The sequence below is a fragment of the Chitinibacter tainanensis DSM 15459 genome, from assembly GCF_000429785.1.
In the GTDB taxonomy this organism is placed as follows: Bacteria; Pseudomonadota; Gammaproteobacteria; order Burkholderiales; family Chitinibacteraceae; genus Chitinibacter; species Chitinibacter tainanensis.
The window spans coordinates 1-22,299 of the sequence record NZ_AUCN01000004.1 but is presented as its reverse complement, the minus strand read 5'-3'; the positions used below and the strand labels follow the sequence as shown (position 1 = coordinate 22,299).

Sequence of the window (22,299 nt, the reverse complement as noted above, 5' to 3'; positions counted from 1 at the left end):
CTCTTCTTGTTTTGCGCGTCGGCGCGGGCCGAGCGGATGTTGTACACCGCGGCTTTGAATTGCGGGTTGGTTGCCAACTGAGTGCGCAGGCTGGCGGTATCGCGCGGCAAGACCGAGGCCAGATCAGCTGGTTTGCTCATGTCATTGCTTGGGGCCATGCCGGTCAGGCGTTCGTAGCGGGCGGACACATCATGCAGATTGGAAGATTGGGTCAGCCAATTGGATTCGGCCAGCGCCAAACGGCCGGTGGCGGTTTCCAGATCCACGCGGCGGCCCACGCCGGCATTCACGCGCTCGGCGATCTGATCGTAGGTTTCTTTGTGAATGGCGTAATTGTCGCGGGCCAGATTCACCAGCTCGCGGTAGCGCAAGACATCCAGATACGCCTGGGTGGTTTCCAGCGCAGCTTGATCGCTGGCGGCCAGCAATTCGTAATAGCGAGTCAGTTTGCCATAGCCGAGGCGGCGCACTTCGGTTTGGGTGGCAAAGCCATCAAACAGCATCTGGCGCAATTCCAGATTCACGCCAGGGTGCGTGAAACTGCCGGTTTTGCTCTTCGGATAATCTTTGTTTTCGACGCCGTAATAGCCATTCAGATCGACGCGCGGATAGTAATTACCCTTGGCAGCATTTTGCTCTTCGCCCGCGGCTTTGTAGCTCAGCCATTTCATGCGTACTTCGGGGTTTTTGAGGATGGTTTGCTCTACGGCGTCTTTAAGCGTGTTGGCGGCGAAAACCGGGCTGGCGAAAAGGCCAGCCAGCAGCAGAACGAGCGGTTTCATAGATGATCCTTTGTCCGTGTATAACTAATGTCTTTTTATATTAGTAAAATGTGATGTAAGCCCTAGTGGGCCCAGCATGCAGACTGCTAAAATACCACCGGTATATTAAAATCTTCTAATTTTTCCGTCTGGCGCGGTAATTTTTCGCAGATAGTAACCAAGCAAATATGCTATTTCAATGCGCTTAACAATTGTTAACAGTTGTCAGCCATTGGCAAGATCATTTGAAAGCATAGTCCGCCGCCAGCTGCATTGCTGATTTCCAGCTCGCCGCCATGCCGCGCCACGACCGTTTGCACCAAGCTCAGCCCCAAGCCAGCGCCGGATGAACCGCTCGCTAACTGTTTGAATTTTTGTCCTAATTGCGTCAGCTGCGCGGCCGATAAACCCGGCCCGTAATCACGCACCGCCAGAATCACCCCGCCGGCTTGGCCATCGCGGATCAGGCAATCAATCTGCCCACCACTGGCGGCATACTTGAGTGCATTCTCGATTAAATTACCAATGGCCCGTCCCAGTAGGCTGCGATCGGCCGGATAAGCGGCCCAGCGATTTGTTGTACTTTCGCATCGTACGTCAATGCGTACGGCATGCAATTGCGCCTTTTCCCAACAGCTATCGCTTATTTCGTAGCACAGGTCCAATAGATCGGTGGGGGCAAAGTGGTATTGCTGGTGGCGCGCGCGCGCGAGCTGGATAAAGTCTTCAGCCAGCGCCAGCGAGCGTTCGGCATGCTGGCGAATGCGCGCCAGCAGATCAGGCCCGGCTGAAGTGTGCCCAGCGTGCAGCTCCAATAAGGCGAGGATGGCCGATTGTGGTGAGCGCATATCGTGCGAGAGGAAATCCAGCGCCTCATCGCGGGCCGCTTGGGCCGCTTGCACCACGCTCAGATCCGTTAAGCTCAGTACCCAGCCCAGCAATTGCTGCTGCCGATCCAGCCGCGGGCGGCAGCTGAGCAAGACGGCAGCGCCATCTGCCAGCTGCAGATTCTGGGTGTAGCCTGTTGGCGCAAACAAGGCCGCAGCCTCCAGCTGCGCGCCCTGCGCGGCCAGTAGTGCCAAAGCCTGCGGTCGTGATTCGCTCTCCAGCTTGGGCAATAGCCGCTGGGCGGCCGGATTACTCAGCACCACCGCGCCATCGGCATCGCAAATCAATACCCCATCCGCCAGCTGCGCCAGGCTATCGTGCACCAAACGGCGCAGGCCGGCCAGTTGACCTACGGCATGGCCAAGGGCGGCCATTTTGCGCCCCAGCACATCGGCGCCGGCGCCAGATTGGGGCAGACTGGCCAAGACCGGGTCTTCGGCACGGATGCGCGCCAGCTCGCGGGCAAAAAAGCGCACTGCCAGCTCCAGCCGCAGCCAGCTCCAGATCGGATACAGCAAGACCACGCTACACAAAGACGCCAGCGGCGCCACCAGCACTTGGGTGCTGGCGAGCAGCCAACTGGTGCAGAGTACGATCGCCGGCAGGCTGATGAGCAAGGCCAGCAGCGCCCATTGTGGGCGGGCATAGCGGATGGCCAGCCACGCTAGTGCTGTCCATAGCGCGGTAAACAGCGCATTTTCTAGCCCCGTGGCGCTGCGCCAGTGCAGGCCCTGTTTCAGCATCGCCAAGGTGTGGGCCAAGATTTCGACCCCGGTCATTCTTTGTTCGGCGTGGGTGGTGGGCGTGGCATAGGCGTCGCCCAAGCCGGTGGCTGCAGCGCCCACCAGCAGGTATTTGCCGCGCAGCAACGCGGGGTCTACCTTGCCGGCCCATACCTCGGCAAAACTGTATTGCGGGTATTGCCCCGCCGGCCCGCTAAAGGCAATCCGCCGTGGTGAGAAATCGGCGGGTAAGGCCTTACGATCCAACGCCAGTAATGCGGCACTCAGATGCGGCCAGCCGGGCGCCCGCGCGAGCGGCACCCGCCGCACGACCCCATCGGCATCCAGCGTCGGGTGTATATGCCCCAGCCCCGCGGCGGCGGCGGCCAGCGTGGGCAGCGGTAAGACAGTTTGGGTGGTTACGCCGGCGGGTGTGTTTTGCCAGGCATCAAACACTGGCAGCACCACATTGCCATTGGCGTGGAGCGCCTTGGCCAGCTGCGCATCGCTGCTTTGCTCGGCGGCTTCGCTGAAAATCACATCGTAGCCAATGGCTTTGGCGGGCAGCTGCTGCAGGCGGGCCAACAGCTGGGCGTGTAATTCGCGCGGCCACGGCCAGCGCCCCAGCGCGGCTATGCTGGCGTCATCGATGACGATCAGCGCGATCTCAGGGTCGGCGGGGCGGCTTTGCTGGCGGCTGGCCCAATCCTGCAGCAATAAATCGCCACGCCCCAGCCCATTTTGATAGCCAAGCAGCGCACTGGCCGTCAGTAGCAAAAGCGGCAGCGCCCATGGCGCTATCTTCGCCAGCAGGCGCTGCGGGCTGCGCCGGGTGATTCTAGCGAACCGGGCCAAGGACAGGTGCATGCCTTACTGCTTCAGCCGCACAGGCTGGCCATTGGCATCCACAATGCCGCGCCCATTGCTGCTGCACAGTACCGGTGGCAGATTGAGTTTGCGTGGCTTGGAAAAGCCCGAGCGCATGCCGTACTGATTGATGGTTTCTAGGCGGATAAAGTAATCGATGCAGCCCAGTGGTAGATCAAGCTTGGCCTGCGGCTCGCTGACGGTGCGATCAATCAGCGGCTGGGCAAAACTGCGCTCGGTGGCAATCTGGAGCTGATATTGCTGCTGGGCTTCGCCGGCCCATTGCACGGTCAGGCCATCGGCAAACGCCAGGGTTGGCTCAGGCGCGACCGGGGCAGGCACCACTTGCAGCGCGCTCACCGGGCTAAACGGCCCGCGGCTGGCGGCGCTATCGGCTTGCTCTAGCGTGGCCACGCGCCAGTAATATTGGCCGGCTGTGGCGAGGCTGTGATCCCAGCGGCATTGGTTGCCCTGGCTAATGTGTTGCTGGGTATGGCTCAGAAAGTCTTTGCTGCTGCTGATTTCAAAGAGATACCCCTTGGCATCTTCATCGCCCGCGCAAATAAAACTCCGCGCCCCGGTGGGGATGGGCTTGCCAGCCAGCGGTGCCTGCAGTAGCGGCGCTTGTGGCGTGGTTTTCAGTTTGACGGTTTGAATTTGCTCCAGGCCTTGCAGGCCATTGCGGCTTTGCAGCCGTACCCGCAGGCGGTATTCGCCATCGGCCAATGGGCCGGTGAGCGTGAGCTTTGGGCCGCGTTCCACCCACAGTAGCCGCGGCGGGGTGTCTAAGGTTTCGAGCTGGCCCACAAGGAGGTCACCATCGCTCACGGCGGGCAGGGGCAGCGTATAGGGCAGGGCATCGATTTGTGTAGGTGGCGTAATCCACACTGGCGCGGCCGGCAGGGCTTGTACGCTGGGGGCCTGGCCAGCTTCGCGCAGCCAGCCCTCGCCTGGGGCCAATTCGGCTTGAGCTTGAGCGCTATTGATGGCAACTTTGCCTTCCACCAAATCGGTGAGTGCACGCTGACCGCTGGTGGCCACACCAAAGCGGGTACCTCGTACGCCGGTGACCGCCAGCGGCGTTTTCACTTCAAAGCGCGAACCGCTAGTTTGCGGCTGGACGGCAAAATCGGCGCGGCCGGCTTTGAGCTGTAAATCGGTCTGGCGCAGATTGGCTTGGGGCATCGCGCGCATTTTTTGCAGCCCAAACTGGCTATTGGGCGACACATACAGCTGGCTACCGTCGCTCAGCAGCAGGCCTACCCAGCCATTGGCCCCCGCGCGAATCACGTCGCCTTCGCGTAAGGTCTGGCCGGCGGCCAGCGGTTTACCGCGATTGGGGCCGGCGCTAATGCTGACCTCACCACGCACCAGTTGCACCGTGGCCGTTTGCGGCTGGCCCCGCAAGAGTCGCACCGGTATCGCTAAGCTGCTGCCGGGCTGCAGGATATTCGGGTCGCTGATTTTGTTCAGCTTGGCCACCGCCGCCCAATCGCTGGGGCGTAGTAATTGCTGGCGCGCCAGCGTGTAGAGGTTGTCGCCAGCTTTGACTTGATACTGAATAGTGGCTTCATTGGCGTGCACCAGCGTGCTCGCGCTGGCCAGCACGGCGCAGCCGGCTAGCAATACCGCCAGCTGGCGCAGAGAAAAATGCTTCATACGGTTGAATCCTGCAGGGAAGTAGCGGCTGTGCTGGGGGCGGTCTCGCTTAGCGCATCCAGCCGGTAGCCATGGCCATACACGGCGCTTAAACGAAAGCCGCGCTCGGGGCGCAGTTGTAATTTGCTGCGCAAGGCGGAAATATGCGTATCGAGGCTGCGCGAAGACAGCTCCACGGCCAGCCCCCACACGGTTTCCTGTAAATACTGGCGCGACACCAGCTGGCCCAGATGCTCAAACAGCACCACGGCCAAGTCGTATTCGCGCTCTTTCAGCGGCTGCGGTGCGCCAGCGAAATGGATGATCTTGGCCTGCCGATCGAGGGTAAATTCGCCAAACTGGCTCTGGCGGGTTTGGCTGGCCGGGTAGGTGCGCCGCGCCATGGCCATAATTCGCGCTTGCAGCTCGCTGGTGCGCAGCGGTTTGGTCATAAAATCATCGGCGCCGGCGGTCAGGCTGGTTACCACATCGGCTTCGCTGCTGCGCTGGGTCAGCATAATGATCGGGGTGTTGGCGCCCAATTGCTGGCGCACAAATTGAATCACCTCAATGCCACTGCGATCGGGTAGCTCCCAATCCACCAGCAATAAATCATAGGTATCGCGCCGCAGCTGGCGAATTAGCTCGTCCGCACGGCTATACCCAGTGATCTGATGGCCCATCTGGCCCACGGTCTGTACCACCAGCGCCAGCTGGTCGGCATCATCGTCTAGTGCAGCGATCCGCATCATGCTGTAGCCGGCGAGGCCGGCAATTGGATGAAATGCGGCCATTTTACCAAAAGCCGCGCCTTACATTTGTTTGAATTGGCCGGCGTGGCTGCGCGAGAGTGGTAAGGGCTCGCTCACGGCTTTTAAATGCACGCGCTGGCGGCCGAGTAGATCACGGTCAATTTTCAAAATCGCCGGCAAGCTCACGATATAGCTGCGGTGAATTTGCGCAAAGCGGGTTGGATCGAGCTGCGGCAGCAGCTCTTTGAGCGAGGTACGGATCAAATGCCGCTCATGCGCGGTAATGATCTCGGTGTATTTTTCATTGGCCTGAAAATACAGCACCTCCTCGCAGGCCACCAGCCGCGTGGTTTCGGCCAGCCCCGTGGTTAGCCAATGCAGATAGGCGGGAGCGGCGGGGCTGAGTTGCCGCAGTAGCTGGCTTAAATCCAGCGCGGCGGGATCGAGGGCGGCCGGGCGCGCTTGGCTGCGCTGCAGTTTGGCCACGCATTGGGCCAGCCGCTCATCGCTGACTGGCTTGAGCAGATAATCGACCGCATTGTGCTCAAAGGCGGCCACCGCGTATTCGTCATACGCGGTCACAAACACGATGCGCGTGTGCTGCTGGGTGCCAGCTACCTGCAAGCCCGATAAGCCCGGCATGCGGATATCCAAAAACGCCAATTCAGGCTGCTGGCTGGCCAAGATCGCGCTGGCTTCCAGCCCGTTGCGGGCAATGCCAATAATCTGCAGCGCGGGCCACAGTTGTTGCAGCCGCTCCGCCAGCGCCTGGGCTAGCAGCGGTTCATCATCGGCGATCAGGGCGCGCAGCGGGGTGGGGCTCATGAGTGGGTTTCCTGAATGGGCGTCGTGGTTGCACTGGGCTCCAGCTCGAAGGGCAGGCGGATTTCGGCCAGTACACCGCGGCCGGCCGGGTGCGGATAAATCGCCAGCTGGCCATCCGCGCCATACAGCGCCTCTAGCCGTGCGCGCACATTCGCCAGGCCAATGCCGCTGCTGGCCTCACTTTGCGCCGACCAGCCGAGCCCGCTATCGAGCACCTGCAGGCATAGTTGCTGGCCAGTGTGCGTTGCGCGAACGATGATCTCGCCACCCTCAATCGCCGGCTCGATGCCGTGTTCCAGTGCGTTTTCAACCAAGGGCTGCAAGAGTAGCGGCGGCAGCCGCGCCGCGCGGGTGGCCGGCTCAATCTCCAGACGATAGCGCAGGCGCTCGCCCAAGCGGATGGCGCTGATGGCCAGCAGGGCTTCCAGCAAGTTCAGCTCATCAGCCAGCGTGCTATGGCGCTGGCGAGTGCGGCTTAGGCTGGCGCGCAGATAATTATTTAAGTGTTCGAGCATGATTTGCGCTCGCCCCGGGTCGCGGCTAATCAGGCTATGCACATTGGCAAGGGTGTTAAACAGAAAATGAGGCTCGATCTGCGCCTGCAGCATGGCGAGCTGGCTGGCGGTTTCGGCTTGCCGCGCCTCGGCTTCCCGACGCTGGGCTTTTTCCATTTCGGTTTTAAAGGCCATCGAGTGATACCAGATCACAAAAAACGCGCAGGCCACCACCGAAATGGCCAAGGTAATCGCCAGCGAGCGCCATTGGCCGCTGGGGTCGGCCAGCATGTAATCCAGATAATTGGGCTCGCCAAACCAGCTGGCGACATGAAAACCGCTATACACCCCCAAGAGCATGGCAATCGGGGTGCGCCAATTCCATTGCACGCGCGGGAAAGCCCGGCACAGCAAATAATTAAATAAGCCAATCGAGGCGCCGATGCTGTGCGCGATCAGCATATTGCTACTGAATTCGCGCCCGGCTTCGATGATGGTCAAAAAGCCGCCGATGCAGCTATTGATCACCAGCAGAATCAGCACTTCCTGCCACCAAGGCTGCTCGGGTAATTCATAGCGGGTGGAGAAAATAGCCACGCGAAATCCTTGGGCAATGATTGAATAAGTAGGGTGGCGCCGTTAGAAATAGTAGCGCAACAACAGCTGCCAACGCTCGCCGGCTTGCGCGCCATAGTGGCTCAAGGCGCTACCGCTGCTGTGAGTCCATTGCAGGGCCAGATCGGCTTGCGCCCAATGATAGCGGGCTTCGAGCCACTGCTGGTGGCTGTGATCGACCAGATCATGATTAAGCATCAGGCTAAGCTCCAGCTGTGGCCAAAATGCCTTGTTCCAGCTCACCAGCGCAAACAGATTGTGCTGGGTGGGCGGGGCTTGCAGCAGGCCGGCGGCCTGGCGATAGCGGCCATAGCGCGGTAAATCTTGCTGCAAAGCTTGCCATTGCGCCTGATTGGCCGCGCGGCCGTTGTAGTGGTATTCCAGCGTGCTGCTCAGGCTGCTGCCGGCCAATGGCCAGGTCACCGTTGCGCCGGTGGCGATTTGCTGCTGCCAGTGGGTATCACCTGCAGTGCTTGATGCTGCAAGCAGATCATGGCTATACCCCCCGCTGTATTCGGCAAACAGCGTGGTGGCGTCATTGGCCAGCAGGCTGATATTCAGCCCCCACTGCGGCGTGGCGCCACTTTCGGCCAGCATCAGCCCTTGTATACTCCAGCGCTCATTCAGGCTCGGGCTGTAGCTCAGCAGGATGCGGTGGGCCGGGTTGCTGGCGGCCCAGTCGGGTGAGAAAGGACTGCTGCTGCGCTGATTGTCCAGCTTGGGTGAATAAGCCAGGCTGGCCGCGCCGCCGGCCCACAACCACTGGCTGCGCCACATGCCGCTGCCGAGGCGGTTTTCCCGCAGGCTATCGGGGGCAATCGACACAATCGAGCGCAGCGCGCCCACTTTAAAATAATCGGTGGGGTTGTAGCCCAGCGCCACGCCCTGACGCAGATTAATCCGCCCCAGCTGATGCACCCAATCCGGGCTGGCTTGCCAGCTAAGATACAACTCTTTCAGAGTGTTGGTCTGGCTATCCTGCCAGTGGCCATCGTGGCTGGCTTGCTGCTGGCGTAGATCGAGTCGATTCGCCCCCAGCAAGCGCCAGCCGGGGGCGAAAGTCCAATCCAGCGCCAGATCCAGCGAGATACGCCCATCCTGTATCTCGCCCGCACCGTTATCCGGCTTGAAGCTGCCGGCCATACCCTCAATAAAGCCCCGCCATGGCCGCTGCAGTGGTGGGCTGGCGGGCGTCGGTGCGGCGGCATCCAGCACGGCAAACGCCGCCAACTCATCGCCGTTATTCGGGCTGGAGGGGGTGGCCGGGGCGCTGTCGCTGCCGGTATTCGCCGGCGGCGCACTTGCTGGGGTAGTCGCGCTCGCCGCCGCGATCTGGCCGGGGGCGACGAGCGCAGCGGCACTGGCGTTGGGAGACAGACTAGTGATGGCACTAGCAATGGCGCTGGCGATGAGGCCAAGGCGGGCGCGCCGCCAATGAGGCCAGCGCCCAGCGTGCGGGCGGGGCGGGTAGCGCATTATTCGGCCTTAAAGTTGGGCAGATACTCACGCTGCAGCCAGTTTTCCGGCACGTCGCGATAACGCCAGTCACTACTGCGCACCACGGTAATCCATTTGGGGTCGAGCCCGTCGATGATCACCGTTTCGGTTGGGCGCAGGGCGCCGAGTTGCTGTTCAAACTTGCGATAAAAAGCGGTTTTCAGCAAACGATCGCTACTGGAATAAAACCGCGCCTTGATCGGCTGCAAGCTGGTTTTATCCAGCCAGTAATCGATGCGGTGGTAAGTGACCTCTGGCGTTTTGGCGCTGAGCTTGAGTAAATACGCTTGGCGCGGCTGCTGCTGACCATCTTGCACCGCTTCTTCACCGGCGAGCTGGGCGCTGTAATCCACGGCCAGATTCACCGTGACCACATCACCATTGGCCGCCTGCCCCAGCAAACGCTGCTGCGGCGAGATGCGCACGCTGGCCTTGCTGGCCGGATCGAAAAACCACAGGTCGTTGCCGTTTTTCAGCAGCAATTTGCCGTTATCACGCTGCGGGGCCACAAAGCGGATCAGATTGCGGTATTGGCCCGTATTGGGCTCGGCCCGCGCATACACCGCCAGCGTGGTTTGCTCGGTTTGCTGGCCATTGCGGTATTCGGTCAGCGTGCTGGTGAGGGCAAACGATTGGCTAGGGTTGCGAATGCCATCGCTGGTGGCTAGCAGGCTTTGCGCCGTCGGGGCTGCGGCGGCGCTAGCGGCCAGCAAGGCGTTGGCCAGTAGCAGGCCATAGCGGGGTAGCGGTTTAAACATGGCCCTGCTCCCGTGGGTGGCCGCAATGATGTTCGCTACGGCGCGGCGCCAGCAGGCCGGCGATGCCCACCGCGATTAAGATCAGCGGCCACCACACGCTAAGCAAGCTAAAGAGGTTTGGCCACAGGCCCAAGTTGTGGCCGAGAAAAACCACACCCAGCAGGATAAGAATAAATGCGTGTTTCATGATGTGCTCCTTCGCGGGTATAGGCCGCTAAATTAGGTTTGATATGGTTTAGCTCGGTATACCCGGCTAGGTATATCTGGCAGGGTATGCCGTGGGTTTAGGCATGCCGCAAGGCATCGACAATATTCAGCGCGCTGGCACGGCGGGCGGGCCACCAGGCCGAGAACGCAGCCACCAGCAAGAGCCCCAGTGCGCTCCCCAGCAACATGCCCCATTCGCCCCAGACCCGCACGGTGAGCGCCACGGGCTCGCTATTGCCCGGCGGCATCCAGGTCAGGCCGCTGTGGTTAATCACGTAAGCCAGCAAGAGCGCCAAGCTCAGGCCGGTGACGGCGCTGGCGGCGCCCAGCAGCACGCCTTCACATAAAAACAGCTGGCGGATACCGCGGGCCCGCAAGCCCATAGCCCGCAAGGTGCCGATTTCGACCGTGCGCTCCACAATCGCCATATTCATGGTGTTGCCCACCGTGAACAGCACGATGGCGCCGATCAGGATGGCGATAAAGCCGAAGATGGCGGCAAACATGCCGGTGATCTGGCCGTAACTGGGGTTTAAGGTGGCGAAATCCTGCACCGCCAGTGGCTGCGCCTTAAACTGGCTGCGCAGTAAGGTTTCAAGCCGTTCGCGGGCGGCGGGCATTTGGGCCGTGTGTTTCAGCTGCACCACCACCGCGGTAACTTTGGGCGTGTCTTGGCCGTAAATCAGCTGTTGCGCCAGGCGCAGATGCAGGGTGATGGCGATATCGTCCAGCTCTTTCACCCCCAGCTGCTCGGCTTTCACCACATCCAGCGCCGCTACATTGGGCGCGCCATGCGCATTGGCGGCCAATAGCTCAATCCGTGCGCCGGCTTGAGCGGCTGGCGCTGCTGGGTTTTGGCTGGCTTCGCCTAACGCAGCTAGATCAGTGGGTGTCGCGGTTTTGCTGGCATCCATCGCCTCGTGTGCGGGTTGTGGGCAATGCTTGACGTTTAACTCGCCACACAGCTGTAAGACCCGTGCCACGCCTGTGCCGATGGTGGCGCCATTGGGCGCACTGCCCGTGAGCGGCAGTAAGCGCGCTGCGCCTGGAAAGCGGTAGTCATTCCATTGCCGCAGCTGATTTTGCTCGTCCACTACCACGCCGCTACCCAGCACAGTGCGTGAGACGCCAGCATTAAAATTCCCGGCAATCCCGCCCAGGCTGAGCGTGGGGGTAACGACCGTGAGCATTGGCCGCAATACCGGGTCGGCTTCGATGGTGCGGATTAAACGCTGGTAATCGACAATGCCGTAGGCGGCCGGGTTGCCGCTGCCAAACAGAAAATAATCACGATGCTGAATTTGCAAATGACCGCTGCTGCGCACAAAGCCGGTTTGCAAGCCCAGATTGATATTGCCGCTGTAGCCGCCGAACAAAAGCACGGCCATCAAGCCGATGGTCATCGCCAGCAAGGTGGCCAGCGAGCGGCGGCGATTGCGCGTTAGATTGCGCGCGGCCAAAGTCAGGATTTTCATGCGTAGGCCCTCTCAGGGTGGGTCTGGCTCGCCAGAGTACGGCTTTCGACAATGCGGCCATCGCGGATAAACACCGCCTCATCGGCCGCTGCCAGCACTTGCGGATCATGGGAAGAAAAAATAAACGACACCTGCAGATCGTGTTGCATCTGCCGCATCAGCGCGATAATTGCCGCGCCGGTGGCTTGATCGAGATTGGCCGTGGGCTCATCCGCCAGAATCCATTGCGCATTGGTGGCCAGCGCCCGGGCAATAGCCACCCGTTGGCGTTGCCCGCCCGAGAGTTGGCCGGGGCGATGCTGGGCCTTGTCGGCAAGGCCGACTGCAGCGAGTAATTCCATCACCCGGTTGCGCCGCACCTGAGGTGGCACTTTGGCCAGAATCAGTGGGTATTCGACGTTTTCATAGGCCGATAACACCGGCAGCAAATTAAAGTTTTGAAAAATAAACCCAATCTGCCGGGCCCGAAAATCCGCCAGCTGATCGTCATTCAGCCGCGATAAAGGCTGGCCATTGAGGATGATTTCGCCGCTTGTGGGGCGATCGAGCGCGCCAATTAAATTCAGCAATGTGGTTTTGCCACTGCCGGAGGGGCCGGAAAGTACGGTAAAGCGATTGGGCTGAATATCCAGCTGGATATCGGTCAGCGCCGGTACGCTAATGTCGTCCAGCCGGTAGCGCTTGTTCAGCTGGCGAATTTGCAAGATAGACATGGTGGTTTCCTTCAGTTTGCTGGGCGAGCTAGCAGTGGATGTCATTACTGTATGGCGTTGGCATGGGCGGTGCTGGTGGCTGCGACGAGCTGCATGGCCGCGGGATAAAACGCCACCCGCACCGATGAATGACCGCGCTTTAGAAGGTGCCGCTGACCGCAATCGCCATAAACGGCGCTGGATCGTGCTTTTCCTGGCTGATTTCGCGTTCTTGGGCGTCGTGCAGGGTGAGCTTGCCCGCCAGACCTGCGCCCAGATAGGCATCCAGTCGCATAAACGGGCTAAAGGCATAGCCGGCGCGTACAAACACCGGCACCGTGGTTTGCTCGAGTACCCCGCCCGCGGCCACGGCATTGTTGGCGGCGAGCCGGCTGCTGTAGCTGCGGATGGTGGCGCCGGTGGCCAGCTCCAGTTTGGGCAGGGGGGACCAGCTTAGCTCCAGCCCTGCCGGGCCAACGGGGCCGGCGCTAAATGGGTTGTGCAGGCGCAAGCTAGGGCTAATCCGCCAATCGATCACAATAAACGGAAAGGCGCTGGTGTTTTCCAAACCGCTCCAAGCCGAAATACCCAGCCCGAGCAAGAGATCGGGGCTCCATGCGCGCGCAATAAAGCCGGTTGCACCATAGCCGAGGGCATCACTGCGCTTGGCATCGGCTTCGCCGGCGTATTCGATTCCCGGCGCGATTTGATAAATCCAGCCATCTTGGCTGGCGTACTGATAGCTCACGCTGAGCCCGGCCCGTTCAAGGGTTTGCCATGGGGCGCGCCCGCCCCAGGCTTTGGGCTGGGTAAAGGTCCATTTTTGCTTGCCGCCGCTGATATCGAGCCCCAGAGTGCGCTGCGGATCGAGGCGGTGCTGCACACCAATGCCCACTTGCTGCCAGTTAAAGCGCGCTTCGCCGCCGCGATTGAGCTCAAAATCGCGCGTGAATAAATAGCTGGCGCTGTAATCAACGCTTGTGTCGTTGGCATAAGCCAGCCACGGGGTGCTGAGCGCCATTAGCGCCAGCCAGATCGATCGATGCATGGTGTTCTCCAGTTGTATGATGAGACCGCAGGGCGGTGCGAGCACTGTACGCAGCGGCGGCAGAGCACTGGATGACATGCGATTAAATGCCTTTGGCATCGATAAACGCACCGGATGGGCGATAAATGGCCAGCTGGGGAGGCTAGCCCGTTGGTAAAACGGGCCGTGACTTGGCGGGGGTAAAATGCCGCAGCGCTGGGCGGTAAGGTTGACGCCTGCGCCCGCTGCGGCTCAGACTTTGGTTTTTCGGACAGCAGGAACGCAAAAAACCATGACAACGGTAGTGGTGGTGCGCAAAGACGGCCAAATTGCTATTGCGGCAGATAGCCAATCAACTTTTGGAGATATGCGGCTGGGTGCGCTGGACGATGCGCGCTGGAATAAGATTTTCCAGCACGATGGCAGCTATTTCGCCATTTGCGGTAGCGCCGCGCATGATCTGGTGCTGCAATCGGCGCTCAAGCGGATTAAAAACCTTGATTTTACGAGCCGCGCCGCCATCTTTGAGTCATTCCGCAAATTACACGCCAAGCTCAAGGAAGAGTTTTACCTCAAGCCCGAAGAGGAAGAGGATGATCCCTACGAGTCGAGCCAGATGACGGTGCTAATCGCCAATGCCTACGGCATTTTTGGCGTCTATAGCCTGCGTGAAGTGTATGAGTTTCAGCGATTCTGGGCGATGGGCAGCGGCCGCGATTACGCGATTGGGGCCATGCATACGCTGTATGACACGCTCGATGCCGCAGCTTTGGCCAAAGCGGGCATCGAGGCCGGTTGCGCCTTTGATGTGAGCTCCAGTCTGCCGATGACCAGCTATCAGCTCACCGAGCTGCTGGGCTAGCCGGCCGCAAGCCGGCAGTGGGCTTCGGGTATAATGCGCGGCAATCCAGATTAATCCAATATTTAGGTTGTAGTGATGAAAGATGTTTTGGAACGCTTCCTGTTTGACAATGCGCCGGTTCGTGGCGAACTGGTGCAGCTGGAAGCCACCTATCAGGAAGTGCTCAATCGCCATGATTACCCAGCCATTTTGCGCGAGCGTCTGGGCGAGCTGATGGCGGCCGGCGCTTTGCTGTCGGCGATGCTGAAATTTGATGGCACGCTGATTATGCAAATGCACGGCCCCGGCGCCTTGCAGCTTTTGGTGGTGGAAGTAACTAGCGAGAAAACCCTGCGGGCGACTGCCCGTTGGGATGCCGAGAAGATCGCGGCCGCACCGAGTGATTGGTCAATTGCCGAGTTGCTGGGCGGTGGGCGCTTCTTTATTACCCTTGATCCACGCGTGGGTGAGCCGTATCAGGGCGTGGTGGGTATGCAGGTGGGCCAGACTGTGGCGCAGATTATCGAGCATTACATGACCCATTCCGAGCAGCTGGATACCCGGCTGTGGCTCGCCTGCCAAGATGGTATGGCCGCCGGCATGATGCTGCAAAAAATGCCCGCGCAAGACGATGCCGAGCAAAGCTGGGAACACTTGGTGACCTTGGCCGACACGGTCAAGCACGAAGAACTCTTGCAATTGCCACCGCGTGAAACGCTGTATCGCCTGTTCCACGAAGACAGTGTGCGCGTATTCGAGCCGGCAACGCCCCGCTTTGCCTGCACCTGTTCGCGCGAGCGCGTGGGCGGTATGATCAAGCTGATGGAGCGCCCAGAAGTGGATGAGCTTTTGGCCGAACGTGGCCAAGTGCATGTGGTGTGCGATTTTTGCGGCAAGGAATACGGCTTTGATGCCGTTGATGTTGGGGCGCTGTTTGCCACCCATGAAGCGCCGGGTAGTACCGCGATCCAATAATGGGTATGTCTCGCTGGCCTTTTAGTATCAAGCGCTAGCAGTAGATACCCCTCAGAGAATAACCGGCCATTTGGCCGGTTTTCTTTTGTGGTGCAGCCTGTCGTGGAATGCGTGCAAAGATTTTTCTTTCAAGATTTAAAGTATTTTGTCAAGTTGCCGATAGCGCTGATGATGGGGTGTTTCCCCGCCTGAGGTGTTTGCGCCATGCAAATTACGACAAACGTGCCCGCGCTGAATACGCAGCGCCACCTGGCCCAGACCGGTACTGGTCTGAGTCAGGTCTTGTCACGTCTGTCGTCTGGCTTGCGCATCAACTCCGCCAAGGATGACGCGGCCGGTCTGGCGATTTCGAGCCGGATGGAATCGCTGATTCGAGGCGATCAGCAAGCTGTGCGCAATATGAATGATGGCGTTTCCCTGTTACAGACTGCCGAAGGCGCGATGAGTAATGCCGCCGATGTTGTGCAGCGCATTCGTGAGCTAGGCGTGCAGGCCGCCAACGGCAGTTTGTCGGGCTCGGATCGGCAAGCTTTGCAGGCTGAGGCGAATCAACTGCTGCAAAGCCTCAGCACGCAAGCGCAGAATGCCGAATTCAACGGCCAAAAAATCTTTGCCCAATCGGAAAGTAGCTTGGGGGGCGATGCGGCTCGGCGCGGCATTATTGATGGCTTGAAAATGGGCTGGCTGGAAGAGGCCGAAACCCGGATTACCAATCTGCTGGGCATTACCGCCGATGGCGTTGATCTGAATATCGTCTTTGAGCCACCGGCAGGTTCAGGCTTGAGCAATGTAGCGGGCGGCGCTGCAGCGGCCGTCGGTAGTACAACCGGTACGGCTGACGCCAATGGCAAAACCCTGAATATGTTCCTCTGGATTGACCCCGAGGATTTCAAACCGCCCAACCTCCCCGATGGCGGTGGCGTGGCGATGGGCAATGGCACGGTGTATAGCGACCGGATTATTGCGCATGAAATGGTGCATGCCGTCATGGGGCGCACCATGAACTTTGCCCCCATGGATACGTGGTTCAAAGAAGGGATGGCTGAATTCATCCATGGTGCCGATGAGCGTCTCTTTGCCGATACCTCGGGCGGCACCAGTACGGCGGTAGCCTTAAGCTATAAAACCAATCCTGCCAGCGGCTCGGCGGTGTATAGCGGCGGTTATCTGGCGGTGCGCTATATGCATCAGCAAATTAAAGCAGCCGGAGGGGAGGGGATTAAAGACATCATGACCTACCTTAGCAAAAATACTGGCTCCACCCTCGATCAGGCGCTCACCAATGCCAGCCATGGCGCCTTTGCCAGCTTTAATGATTTTGATAGCAAATTTCTCGCCGCTGCCGCCACGCCGGCCCTGTTTACCAATTTGGGCGTGAATCTCACCAATGCCGATACCGGCGCATTGGGTGGTGCTGACGTGGATGGCAAAGCGCCGCTGAGCAGTACCGACGTATTTAAAGATCAAGGGACGCAATTTAATAAGCAGGTGCTCAAGGGCTTTAAGCAGGTGTGGGCGGCGGGCACGACTGGCATTGATGTGCAAGGCGCAACGGGGCTCAAAGAAACGACCTTTCAGGTTGGTAATGGGGCCGGGCAAAAAATCACCGTGCAGTTTGGCGGGATGAGTGCCAAAAATCTGGGGCTGGATGATATCGATCTGGTGAAACTGCCCACGCTGGCGATCGCCCATGCTGATGAAGCGCTCGATTATATTAATGGCGAGCGGGCCAAGGCTGGTGCTAATTTATCGCGCTTGCAGTCGGCGATTAATAATGTCAGCAATACCATTGAAAACAATAGCGCGGCGCGCTCGCGAATCCGCGATACCGACTACGCGCAGGAAACCGCCAATCTCACCCGCCAGCAAATACTGCAACAGGCCGGCACAGCCATGCTGGCACAAGCCAATAGTTTGCCGCAGCTGGCTCTGTCACTGCTACGGGGCTAAGCCTTATGATCTGCAATAAAAAAACCGCCCTAGTGGGCGGTTTTTTTATTGGCTACTGCTCGTATTTACTGCGCGGCTTGCAGCGATTTGCTCACAATCTCGTAGGTGTCGGATGACAAACCTTCGTGCGCGCGGATCCGCTCCAGCTCTTGCTTCATTAGCGACTGGCGTTGCGGTTCGACCTTGGTCCAGCGGTTAAAGCTGCCGGCCAGGCGCGCGGCCACTTGCGGGTTGATGGCATCGAGCTCAATGATTTTGTCGGCGGCAAAAGCATAGGCATAGCCATCCGCGGCATGGAAATGCTGCAAGTTCAGGCTGCAGAATGAAGTGAGCAAGGCCCGGACCTTATTCGGGTTTTTCAGCGAGAAGGCCGGATGAGCCAGCAGGCTTTGCACGCGGTTTAAGGCACCTGGGCGGCGGCTGGTGGCCTGCAGGGCAAACCATTTATCCATCACCAGCGCATCATCGTGCCATTGCTGGGCAAAATCGGCCAATTGCGCTTCGCCGCCGTCGCGATTGACCAGCGCCTTGAGTGCCGCCAGTCGGTCGGTCATATTGTCGGCTTTGCGATATTGCTCGGCCAGCAGGCTGCCGATCATGGCTTCATCGAGTTCAGCCAGGTAATCAAGGCAGACGTTTTTCAGGCTGCGGCGCGCCACTTGCTCGCCGTCGTAGCGATATGGGCTGCCGTCATTCAGCTGTTGATAGTGGGCCAATAGTTCTTGGCGCAGTTCGCGCGCGAGCTGCTGTTTCAGGCTGCTGCCCACCAGCGCCAGGCGGCTAGGATCGACCGCTTCCAGTTGCTCGAGCAGGTATTTTTCATCCGGTAATTCCAACATCAGCGCGACCAGTGCTGGGTCGAGCTTACTATTGAGCACCTTGCGATAGGCTTCAATGAAGTTGGCCGGTGCCAGTAGCGGCTGTTCGGCCGGCTGGCGATACAGTTGCAGGATCAGTTTCACTGCCAGTTGGTTTGCCGCTTCCCAGCGGCCAAAGGCATCGCTGTCGTGTGCCATCAGGAACAGCAGCTCTTCATCGCTGTAGGCGTAGTCGAGTACCACTGGTGCGGAAAACTCGCGCAATAGCGATGGCACTGGCGGGCAGGGCACATTGATAAAGGTGAAGCTTTGTTCGGCTTCGCGCAATTCCAGCACCCGCGTTGGCGCGCCGGCAGTGGCTTCGCCCGCGAGCTGCAGCGGCAAATCTTGGCCGCGGCGATCAATCAGACCGACAGCCACCGGAATATGGAAGGGCAGCTTCTGGCTTTGGCCCGGTGTGGCCGGGCAGCTTTGGCGCAGGGTAAGGGTATAGCGCTGCGCGCCCGCATCATAAGCCCCGCAGGCCGATACCCGGGGGGTGCCTGCCTGGCTATACCAGCGTTCAAACTGGGTCAGGTCAACTTGATTGGCATCAGCCATCGCGGCGCGGAAATCATCGCAGGTGACCGCCTGCCCATCGTGGCGCTTAAAGTATAGATCCATCCCTTTGCGGAAACCGTCGCGACCGAGCAGGGTTTCGTACATGCGCACGATTTCACTGCCTTTTTCATACACGGTGAGGGTGTAGAAATTATTGATTTCCAGATATTCATCCGGGCGTATGGGGTGCGCTTGCGGGCCCGCATCTTCGGCAAACTGATGCGTGCGTAGCACGCGCACATTGTGAATACGCTGTACGGCGCGCGAGCCGATGTCGCTGGAAAACTCTTGATCGCGGTAAACGGTCAGGCCTTCTTTCAGGCTAAGCTGGAACCAATCCCGACAGGTGACGCGGTTGCCAGTCCAGTTGTGGAAATACTCATGCGCTACCACGGCATCAATGCCGTCAAAGTCGGCATCGGTGGCGGTTTCGGGCTTGGCCAACACGTATTTGGTGTTAAAGATGTTCAAGCCCTTGTTTTCCATCGCGCCCATATTAAAGTCGGAAACGGCCACGATCATGTAAGTATCTAGATCGTATTCAAGGCCATAGCGGCTCTCATCCCAGGCCATGGCTTTTTGCGCTGCGGCCAGGGCATGATGGCATTTATCCAGATCGCCCGGCTCAACATAAATCTCGATGTTGACCGTACGGCCGGATTGCGTGGTGTGTGTTCCGGCCAGGTGCACCAGCTTGCCGGCGACCAAGGCAAACAGATAGGCCGGCTTTTTGAATGGGTCTACCCATTTTACCCAGTGACGGTTTTTATCTAAGCTGCCGCTGCCCACGCGATTGCCGTTCGAGAGCAGGACCGGGTACTTGCTCTTATCCGCAATAATGGTGGTGGTGAACTTGGCCATCACATCGGGGCGGTCGAGGTAATAGGTAATCTTGCGAAAGCCTTCGGCTTCACACTGGGTAAAGAAATTGCCATTGCTCTGATACAGGCCCATCAAGCTGGTGTTGTTGGCTGGATCAATGGTGGTAGTGATTTCCAGAATGCCATCTTCCGGCATCTGGGGAATCGTGAGCAGATCGGCTTGCGCCTGATAAGCGCTGGCGGGCAGGGTGGCGCCATCGAGCTTAATGGCATCCAGTTGCAACGCTTCGCCATGCAAAACCAGCGGGGTATCTGCCGCGACATCCTTATTGCGCCGGATGATTAGGCGTGAATGAACTTTAGTCTGGGTATCTTCCAGATCGAAAGTCAAATCAACGCGGTCAATCAGATAGTGTGGGGGGGTATAGTCCAGACGCTGGATGGCTTGGCGGCTGCTCATAGGATGCGGCTCTTTTTAGGGCAAATAAAGATTGCAAGATTAACCCCAGCCCGATGGCAAGACAATGACTGAAACCCCCAGTGGCAACTTGCCGACAATCAAGTGCTTTTGCGGCTTTGCGCTGGATCAGATAGAACTAAAAAACTGATACATATTCAAAAAGAATCGTTCTCTTGGATATAGAACGGCGGTATCATGACGGACTATTAGCCGTTTTACCGGATTGACCGCCATGTATATTTACGACGAATACGACCAGAAGATCGTGGATCAGCGCGTTGCGCAATACCGCGACCAGACGCGCCGCTATCTGGCCGGCGAGCTGACTGACGATGAATTCCGCCCTTTGCGTTTGCAAAACGGCCTGTATATCCAGCGCCATGCACCGATGCTGCGCGTGGCCATTCCTTACGGTCATTTGCGCAGCAAGCAGGTGCGCAAGCTGGCTGAGCTGGCCCGCAAATACGACAAAGGCTATGTGCACTTTACGACGCGGCAGAATGTCCAGTTCAACTGGCCAGCGCTGGAAAACGTGCCGGAGATGCTGGCTGAACTCGCCACCGTGGAAATGCATGCGATTCAAACTTCTGGCGCCTGTATTCGCAATACCACTTCGGATCAATTTGCCGGGGTGGCGCATGATGAAATCGTCGATCCACGCCCATGGTGCGAGATTATCCGTCAGTGGTCGACATTCCATCCTGAATTTGCACACTTGCCACGTAAATTCAAAATCGCGGTCAATGGCGCCAAAGAAGATCGCGCCGCCATCTTGCTGCACGATATCGGCATCAATGTGAAATTGAATGCTGCCGGTGAAGTGGGCTTCGAGATTTTTGTGGGCGGTGGCCTGGGCCGCACGCCGATGATTGGCGATCTGATCAAGCCATGGTTAGAGCCGAAACACCTGCTGACTTATCTTAATGCCGTGCTGCGCGTGTATAACCGCTACGGTCGTCGCGATAATAAATACAAAGCCCGGATCAAGATTCTGGTCAAAGCCATGACGCCGGAAGCCTTTGCCGCCAAGGTTGAACAAGAATGGGCGTTTGAAAAAGACGGCCCGCAAACGCTGACCGACGCGGAAATCGCCCGCAATCATCGCTTCTTTACCAAGCCGGCCTACGAAGCCTTGCCCGCCCAAGATGCGAGCTTTGCCGCGGCGCAACGTGATAACGCCGCCTTTGCTCGCTGGGTAGAGCGCAATGTATTCGCGCACCAAGTGGCCGGTTATGCCGCAGTGACCTTGTCGCTGAAGAAAACGGGTGTGCCACCGGGCGATGCAACTGATGCCCAGCTGGATGCAGTGGCCGAGCTGGCCGATCGTTTCAGTTTTGGTGAAGTACGCGTATCGCATGGGCAAAATCTGATTCTGGCCGATGTGAAGCAAGCTGATTTGCTGGCACTGTGGGAAGAAGCGAAACGCATTGGTTTTGCAACGCCAAATATTGGTCTGCTGACCGACGTAATCTGCTGCCCGGGTGGTGATTTCTGTTCGCTGGCCAATGCTAAATCAATCCCTGTTGCTCAAGCGATTCAAGAGCGCTTTGATGATCTGGATTATCTGTTTGATCTGGGCGAAATCGACGTCAATATGTCGGGCTGTATTAATGCCTGCGGTCATCACCACATTGGCAATATCGGTGTACTGGGCGTGGATAAAAACAATGCCGAGTACTATCAGATCACGCTGGGCGGTCGCCAGGGCGTTGATGCCAAAGTGGGTAAAGTGATCGGCCCATCATTCGCGCAAGAAGAAATGCCGGACGTGATGAGCAAGATTATTGAAGTGTTTGTGGCGAACCGCGAAGGCGACGAGCGCTTTATTGAGGTCTTTGATCGGATTGGCGCCGAGCCATTCAAAGCCAAAGTCTACGAAGGCAAGCCAATTCGCAAGGAGAAAGCCGATGCTTGAGCAAGCAAATACCGCAGCGGCCAAAGTAATTGTGGGTCGTGAAGTAGTTGAAAACCGCTGGGTGCGGGTAGTCGCCAACGAAGCAGGGGAGGTATCTCTCCCTGAGCAAGGCGCAGTGCTGGTTCCGTACCAATACTGGCTAGCCAACCGTGATGCACTGGCTGGGCGTGAAGTGGCGGTGTGTTTCGCACCGACCGATGAGCCTGAGTCTTTGCCGGTGGATGCTAATACTTTCAGCATGATCGCCTGCGAATTTCCGGCCTTTACGGATGGGCGTGGTTTCTCAATCGGCCGCTTGCTGCGTGAGCGCTATGGTTTTACCGGCGAATTGCGCGCGGTGGGCGATGTCTTTAAAGATACGCTGAACTATCTGGCGCGCTGCGGTTTTACCGCCTTTGAAGTTCGCGCGGATAAAGATATTCATGAAGCGGTGAAAGGGATTGATGACTTCACCGAGTTCTACCAAAGCAGCGTGGCGCAGCCAGCGCCACTGTTTCTGCGCCGCGTCACGGCCTAGATTGCCTTAGTTTCAGCCCAAGCACAGCCCGCGTCAGCGGGCTGTGTTGTTTCTAGGCTGGGTTTGGGCTGCTTTTACGCTGGTGCTGCAGTATTGCTGGGCGTGGGGGCCGATGGTTCTTCTTGGTTTGGCGCGATTTTCTTTGGTGTTCGCCTCTTTGCAAATCAATCGCTTATCGACTTGT

At 58.7% G+C, this 22,299-nt stretch carries 18 protein-coding genes; 5 read left to right on the top strand and 13 right to left on the bottom strand.

What is annotated here, in order from left to right:
- The 12 genes from G482_RS0100975 to G482_RS0100920 form a co-directional block, all read right to left on the bottom strand.
- Positions 1–782 (bottom strand): TolC family protein (locus G482_RS0100975; RefSeq protein WP_028448453.1); only part of this gene is annotated, 782 nt, incomplete at its 3' end.
- A 194-nt stretch (positions 783–976) separates the two neighbouring features.
- Positions 977–3,238: a CHASE2 domain-containing protein gene (locus tag G482_RS0100970; RefSeq protein WP_028448452.1), complete on the bottom strand. Its 2,262-nt coding sequence runs from the start codon at positions 3,236–3,238 to the stop codon at positions 977–979.
- A gap of 3 nt (positions 3,239–3,241) precedes the next feature.
- The gene (locus G482_RS0100965; protein WP_028448451.1) at positions 3,242–4,897 is read right to left on the bottom strand and encodes a FecR family protein; all 1,656 of its coding nucleotides are present in this window, start codon (positions 4,895–4,897) and stop codon (positions 3,242–3,244) included.
- A complete protein-coding gene (locus G482_RS0100960) occupies positions 4,894–5,670 on the bottom strand; it encodes a response regulator transcription factor (RefSeq protein ID WP_245575226.1) in 777 nt (258 codons plus the stop codon). Before G482_RS0100960 ends, G482_RS0100965 begins: the two co-directional genes overlap by 4 nt.
- A gap of 18 nt (positions 5,671–5,688) precedes the next feature.
- Positions 5,689–6,453 (bottom strand): LytR/AlgR family response regulator transcription factor, encoded by a 765-nt coding sequence (locus G482_RS0100955; RefSeq protein WP_028448449.1) that lies wholly within the window; start codon positions 6,451–6,453, stop codon positions 5,689–5,691.
- Positions 6,450–7,544, bottom strand: coding sequence for a sensor histidine kinase (locus G482_RS16790; RefSeq protein ID WP_051258630.1), 1,095 nt, complete (start codon positions 7,542–7,544; stop codon positions 6,450–6,452). Before G482_RS16790 ends, G482_RS0100955 begins: the two co-directional genes overlap by 4 nt.
- Positions 7,545–7,586: 42 nt before the next feature.
- Positions 7,587–9,038: a hypothetical protein gene (locus G482_RS0100945; protein WP_051258629.1), complete on the bottom strand. Its 1,452-nt coding sequence runs from the start codon at positions 9,036–9,038 to the stop codon at positions 7,587–7,589.
- Positions 9,038–9,817 (bottom strand): outer membrane lipoprotein-sorting protein, encoded by a 780-nt coding sequence (locus G482_RS0100940; RefSeq protein ID WP_051258628.1) that lies wholly within the window; start codon positions 9,815–9,817, stop codon positions 9,038–9,040. Before G482_RS0100940 ends, G482_RS0100945 begins: the two co-directional genes overlap by 1 nt.
- A complete protein-coding gene (locus tag G482_RS16785) occupies positions 9,810–10,004 on the bottom strand; it encodes a LiaF transmembrane domain-containing protein (protein ID WP_034618546.1) in 195 nt (64 codons plus the stop codon). Before G482_RS16785 ends, G482_RS0100940 begins: the two co-directional genes overlap by 8 nt.
- Positions 10,005–10,101: 97 nt before the next feature.
- Complete coding sequence (locus G482_RS0100930) at positions 10,102–11,499, bottom strand: ABC transporter permease (protein ID WP_028448446.1); 1,398 nt, start codon at positions 11,497–11,499, stop codon at positions 10,102–10,104.
- The gene (locus tag G482_RS0100925; protein ID WP_028448445.1) at positions 11,496–12,212 is read right to left on the bottom strand and encodes an ABC transporter ATP-binding protein; all 717 of its coding nucleotides are present in this window, start codon (positions 12,210–12,212) and stop codon (positions 11,496–11,498) included. The genes G482_RS0100930 and G482_RS0100925 overlap by 4 nt, the downstream gene beginning before the upstream one ends.
- Positions 12,213–12,351: 139 nt before the next feature.
- The gene (locus G482_RS0100920) at positions 12,352–13,239 is read right to left on the bottom strand and encodes a hypothetical protein (RefSeq protein ID WP_028448444.1); all 888 of its coding nucleotides are present in this window, start codon (positions 13,237–13,239) and stop codon (positions 12,352–12,354) included.
- A gap of 271 nt (positions 13,240–13,510) precedes the next feature.
- Here G482_RS0100920 and G482_RS0100915 point away from each other — a divergent pair, with 271 nt between their 5' ends.
- The 3 genes from G482_RS0100915 (at position 13,511) to G482_RS0100905 (ending at position 16,984) form a co-directional block, all read left to right on the top strand.
- The gene (locus tag G482_RS0100915; protein ID WP_028448443.1) at positions 13,511–14,080 is read left to right on the top strand and encodes an Ntn hydrolase family protein; all 570 of its coding nucleotides are present in this window, start codon (positions 13,511–13,513) and stop codon (positions 14,078–14,080) included.
- A 75-nt stretch (positions 14,081–14,155) separates the two neighbouring features.
- On the top strand, positions 14,156–15,034 hold the full coding sequence (hslO, locus tag G482_RS0100910; RefSeq protein ID WP_028448442.1) for an Hsp33 family molecular chaperone HslO: 879 nt from the start codon (positions 14,156–14,158) through the stop codon (positions 15,032–15,034).
- 204 nt (positions 15,035–15,238) lie between these two features.
- On the top strand, positions 15,239–16,984 hold the full coding sequence (locus G482_RS0100905) for a flagellinolysin (protein ID WP_028448441.1): 1,746 nt from the start codon (positions 15,239–15,241) through the stop codon (positions 16,982–16,984).
- Between the two features lie 65 nt (positions 16,985–17,049).
- Here G482_RS0100905 and pepN read toward each other — a convergent pair whose 3' ends face one another.
- Complete coding sequence (gene pepN / locus G482_RS0100900; RefSeq protein ID WP_028448440.1) at positions 17,050–19,683, bottom strand: aminopeptidase N; 2,634 nt, start codon at positions 19,681–19,683, stop codon at positions 17,050–17,052.
- 232 nt (positions 19,684–19,915) lie between these two features.
- Here pepN and G482_RS0100895 point away from each other — a divergent pair, with 232 nt between their 5' ends.
- Both G482_RS0100895 and G482_RS0100890 read left to right on the top strand, forming a co-directional pair.
- Positions 19,916–21,598, top strand: a complete 1,683-nt coding sequence (locus G482_RS0100895) for a nitrite/sulfite reductase (protein WP_028448439.1) — start codon at positions 19,916–19,918, stop codon at positions 21,596–21,598.
- On the top strand, positions 21,591–22,115 hold the full coding sequence (locus tag G482_RS0100890; protein ID WP_028448438.1) for a DUF934 domain-containing protein: 525 nt from the start codon (positions 21,591–21,593) through the stop codon (positions 22,113–22,115). Before G482_RS0100895 ends, G482_RS0100890 begins: the two co-directional genes overlap by 8 nt.
- The last annotated feature ends 184 nt before the right edge of the window (positions 22,116–22,299 follow it).

What these genes read in the sequence shown, in the direction of transcription:
- pepN (WP_028448440.1), bottom strand. Translation starts at nt 19,683, where the DNA reads ATGAGCAGCCGCCAAGCCATCCAGCGTCTGGACTATACCCCCCCACAC.
- G482_RS0100905 (WP_028448441.1), top strand. Translation starts at nt 15,239, where the DNA reads ATGCAAATTACGACAAACGTGCCCGCGCTGAATACGCAGCGCCACCTG.
- G482_RS0100965 (WP_028448451.1), bottom strand. Translation starts at nt 4,897, where the DNA reads ATGAAGCATTTTTCTCTGCGCCAGCTGGCGGTATTGCTAGCCGGCTGC.
- G482_RS0100925 (WP_028448445.1), bottom strand. Translation starts at nt 12,212, where the DNA reads ATGTCTATCTTGCAAATTCGCCAGCTGAACAAGCGCTACCGGCTGGAC.
- G482_RS0100945 (WP_051258629.1), bottom strand. Translation starts at nt 9,038, where the DNA reads ATGCGCTACCCGCCCCGCCCGCACGCTGGGCGCTGGCCTCATTGGCGG.
- G482_RS0100895 (WP_028448439.1), top strand. Translation starts at nt 19,916, where the DNA reads ATGTATATTTACGACGAATACGACCAGAAGATCGTGGATCAGCGCGTT.
- G482_RS0100890 (WP_028448438.1), top strand. Translation starts at nt 21,591, where the DNA reads ATGCTTGAGCAAGCAAATACCGCAGCGGCCAAAGTAATTGTGGGTCGT.
- G482_RS0100960 (WP_245575226.1), bottom strand. Translation starts at nt 5,670, where the DNA reads ATGGCCGCATTTCATCCAATTGCCGGCCTCGCCGGCTACAGCATGATG.
- G482_RS0100955 (WP_028448449.1), bottom strand. Translation starts at nt 6,453, where the DNA reads ATGAGCCCCACCCCGCTGCGCGCCCTGATCGCCGATGATGAACCGCTG.
- G482_RS0100920 (WP_028448444.1), bottom strand. Translation starts at nt 13,239, where the DNA reads ATGCATCGATCGATCTGGCTGGCGCTAATGGCGCTCAGCACCCCGTGG.
- hslO (WP_028448442.1), top strand. Translation starts at nt 14,156, where the DNA reads ATGAAAGATGTTTTGGAACGCTTCCTGTTTGACAATGCGCCGGTTCGT.
- G482_RS0100970 (WP_028448452.1), bottom strand. Translation starts at nt 3,238, where the DNA reads ATGCACCTGTCCTTGGCCCGGTTCGCTAGAATCACCCGGCGCAGCCCG.
- G482_RS0100930 (WP_028448446.1), bottom strand. Translation starts at nt 11,499, where the DNA reads ATGAAAATCCTGACTTTGGCCGCGCGCAATCTAACGCGCAATCGCCGC.
- G482_RS16785 (WP_034618546.1), bottom strand. Translation starts at nt 10,004, where the DNA reads ATGAAACACGCATTTATTCTTATCCTGCTGGGTGTGGTTTTTCTCGGC.
- G482_RS0100940 (WP_051258628.1), bottom strand. Translation starts at nt 9,817, where the DNA reads ATGTTTAAACCGCTACCCCGCTATGGCCTGCTACTGGCCAACGCCTTG.
- G482_RS0100915 (WP_028448443.1), top strand. Translation starts at nt 13,511, where the DNA reads ATGACAACGGTAGTGGTGGTGCGCAAAGACGGCCAAATTGCTATTGCG.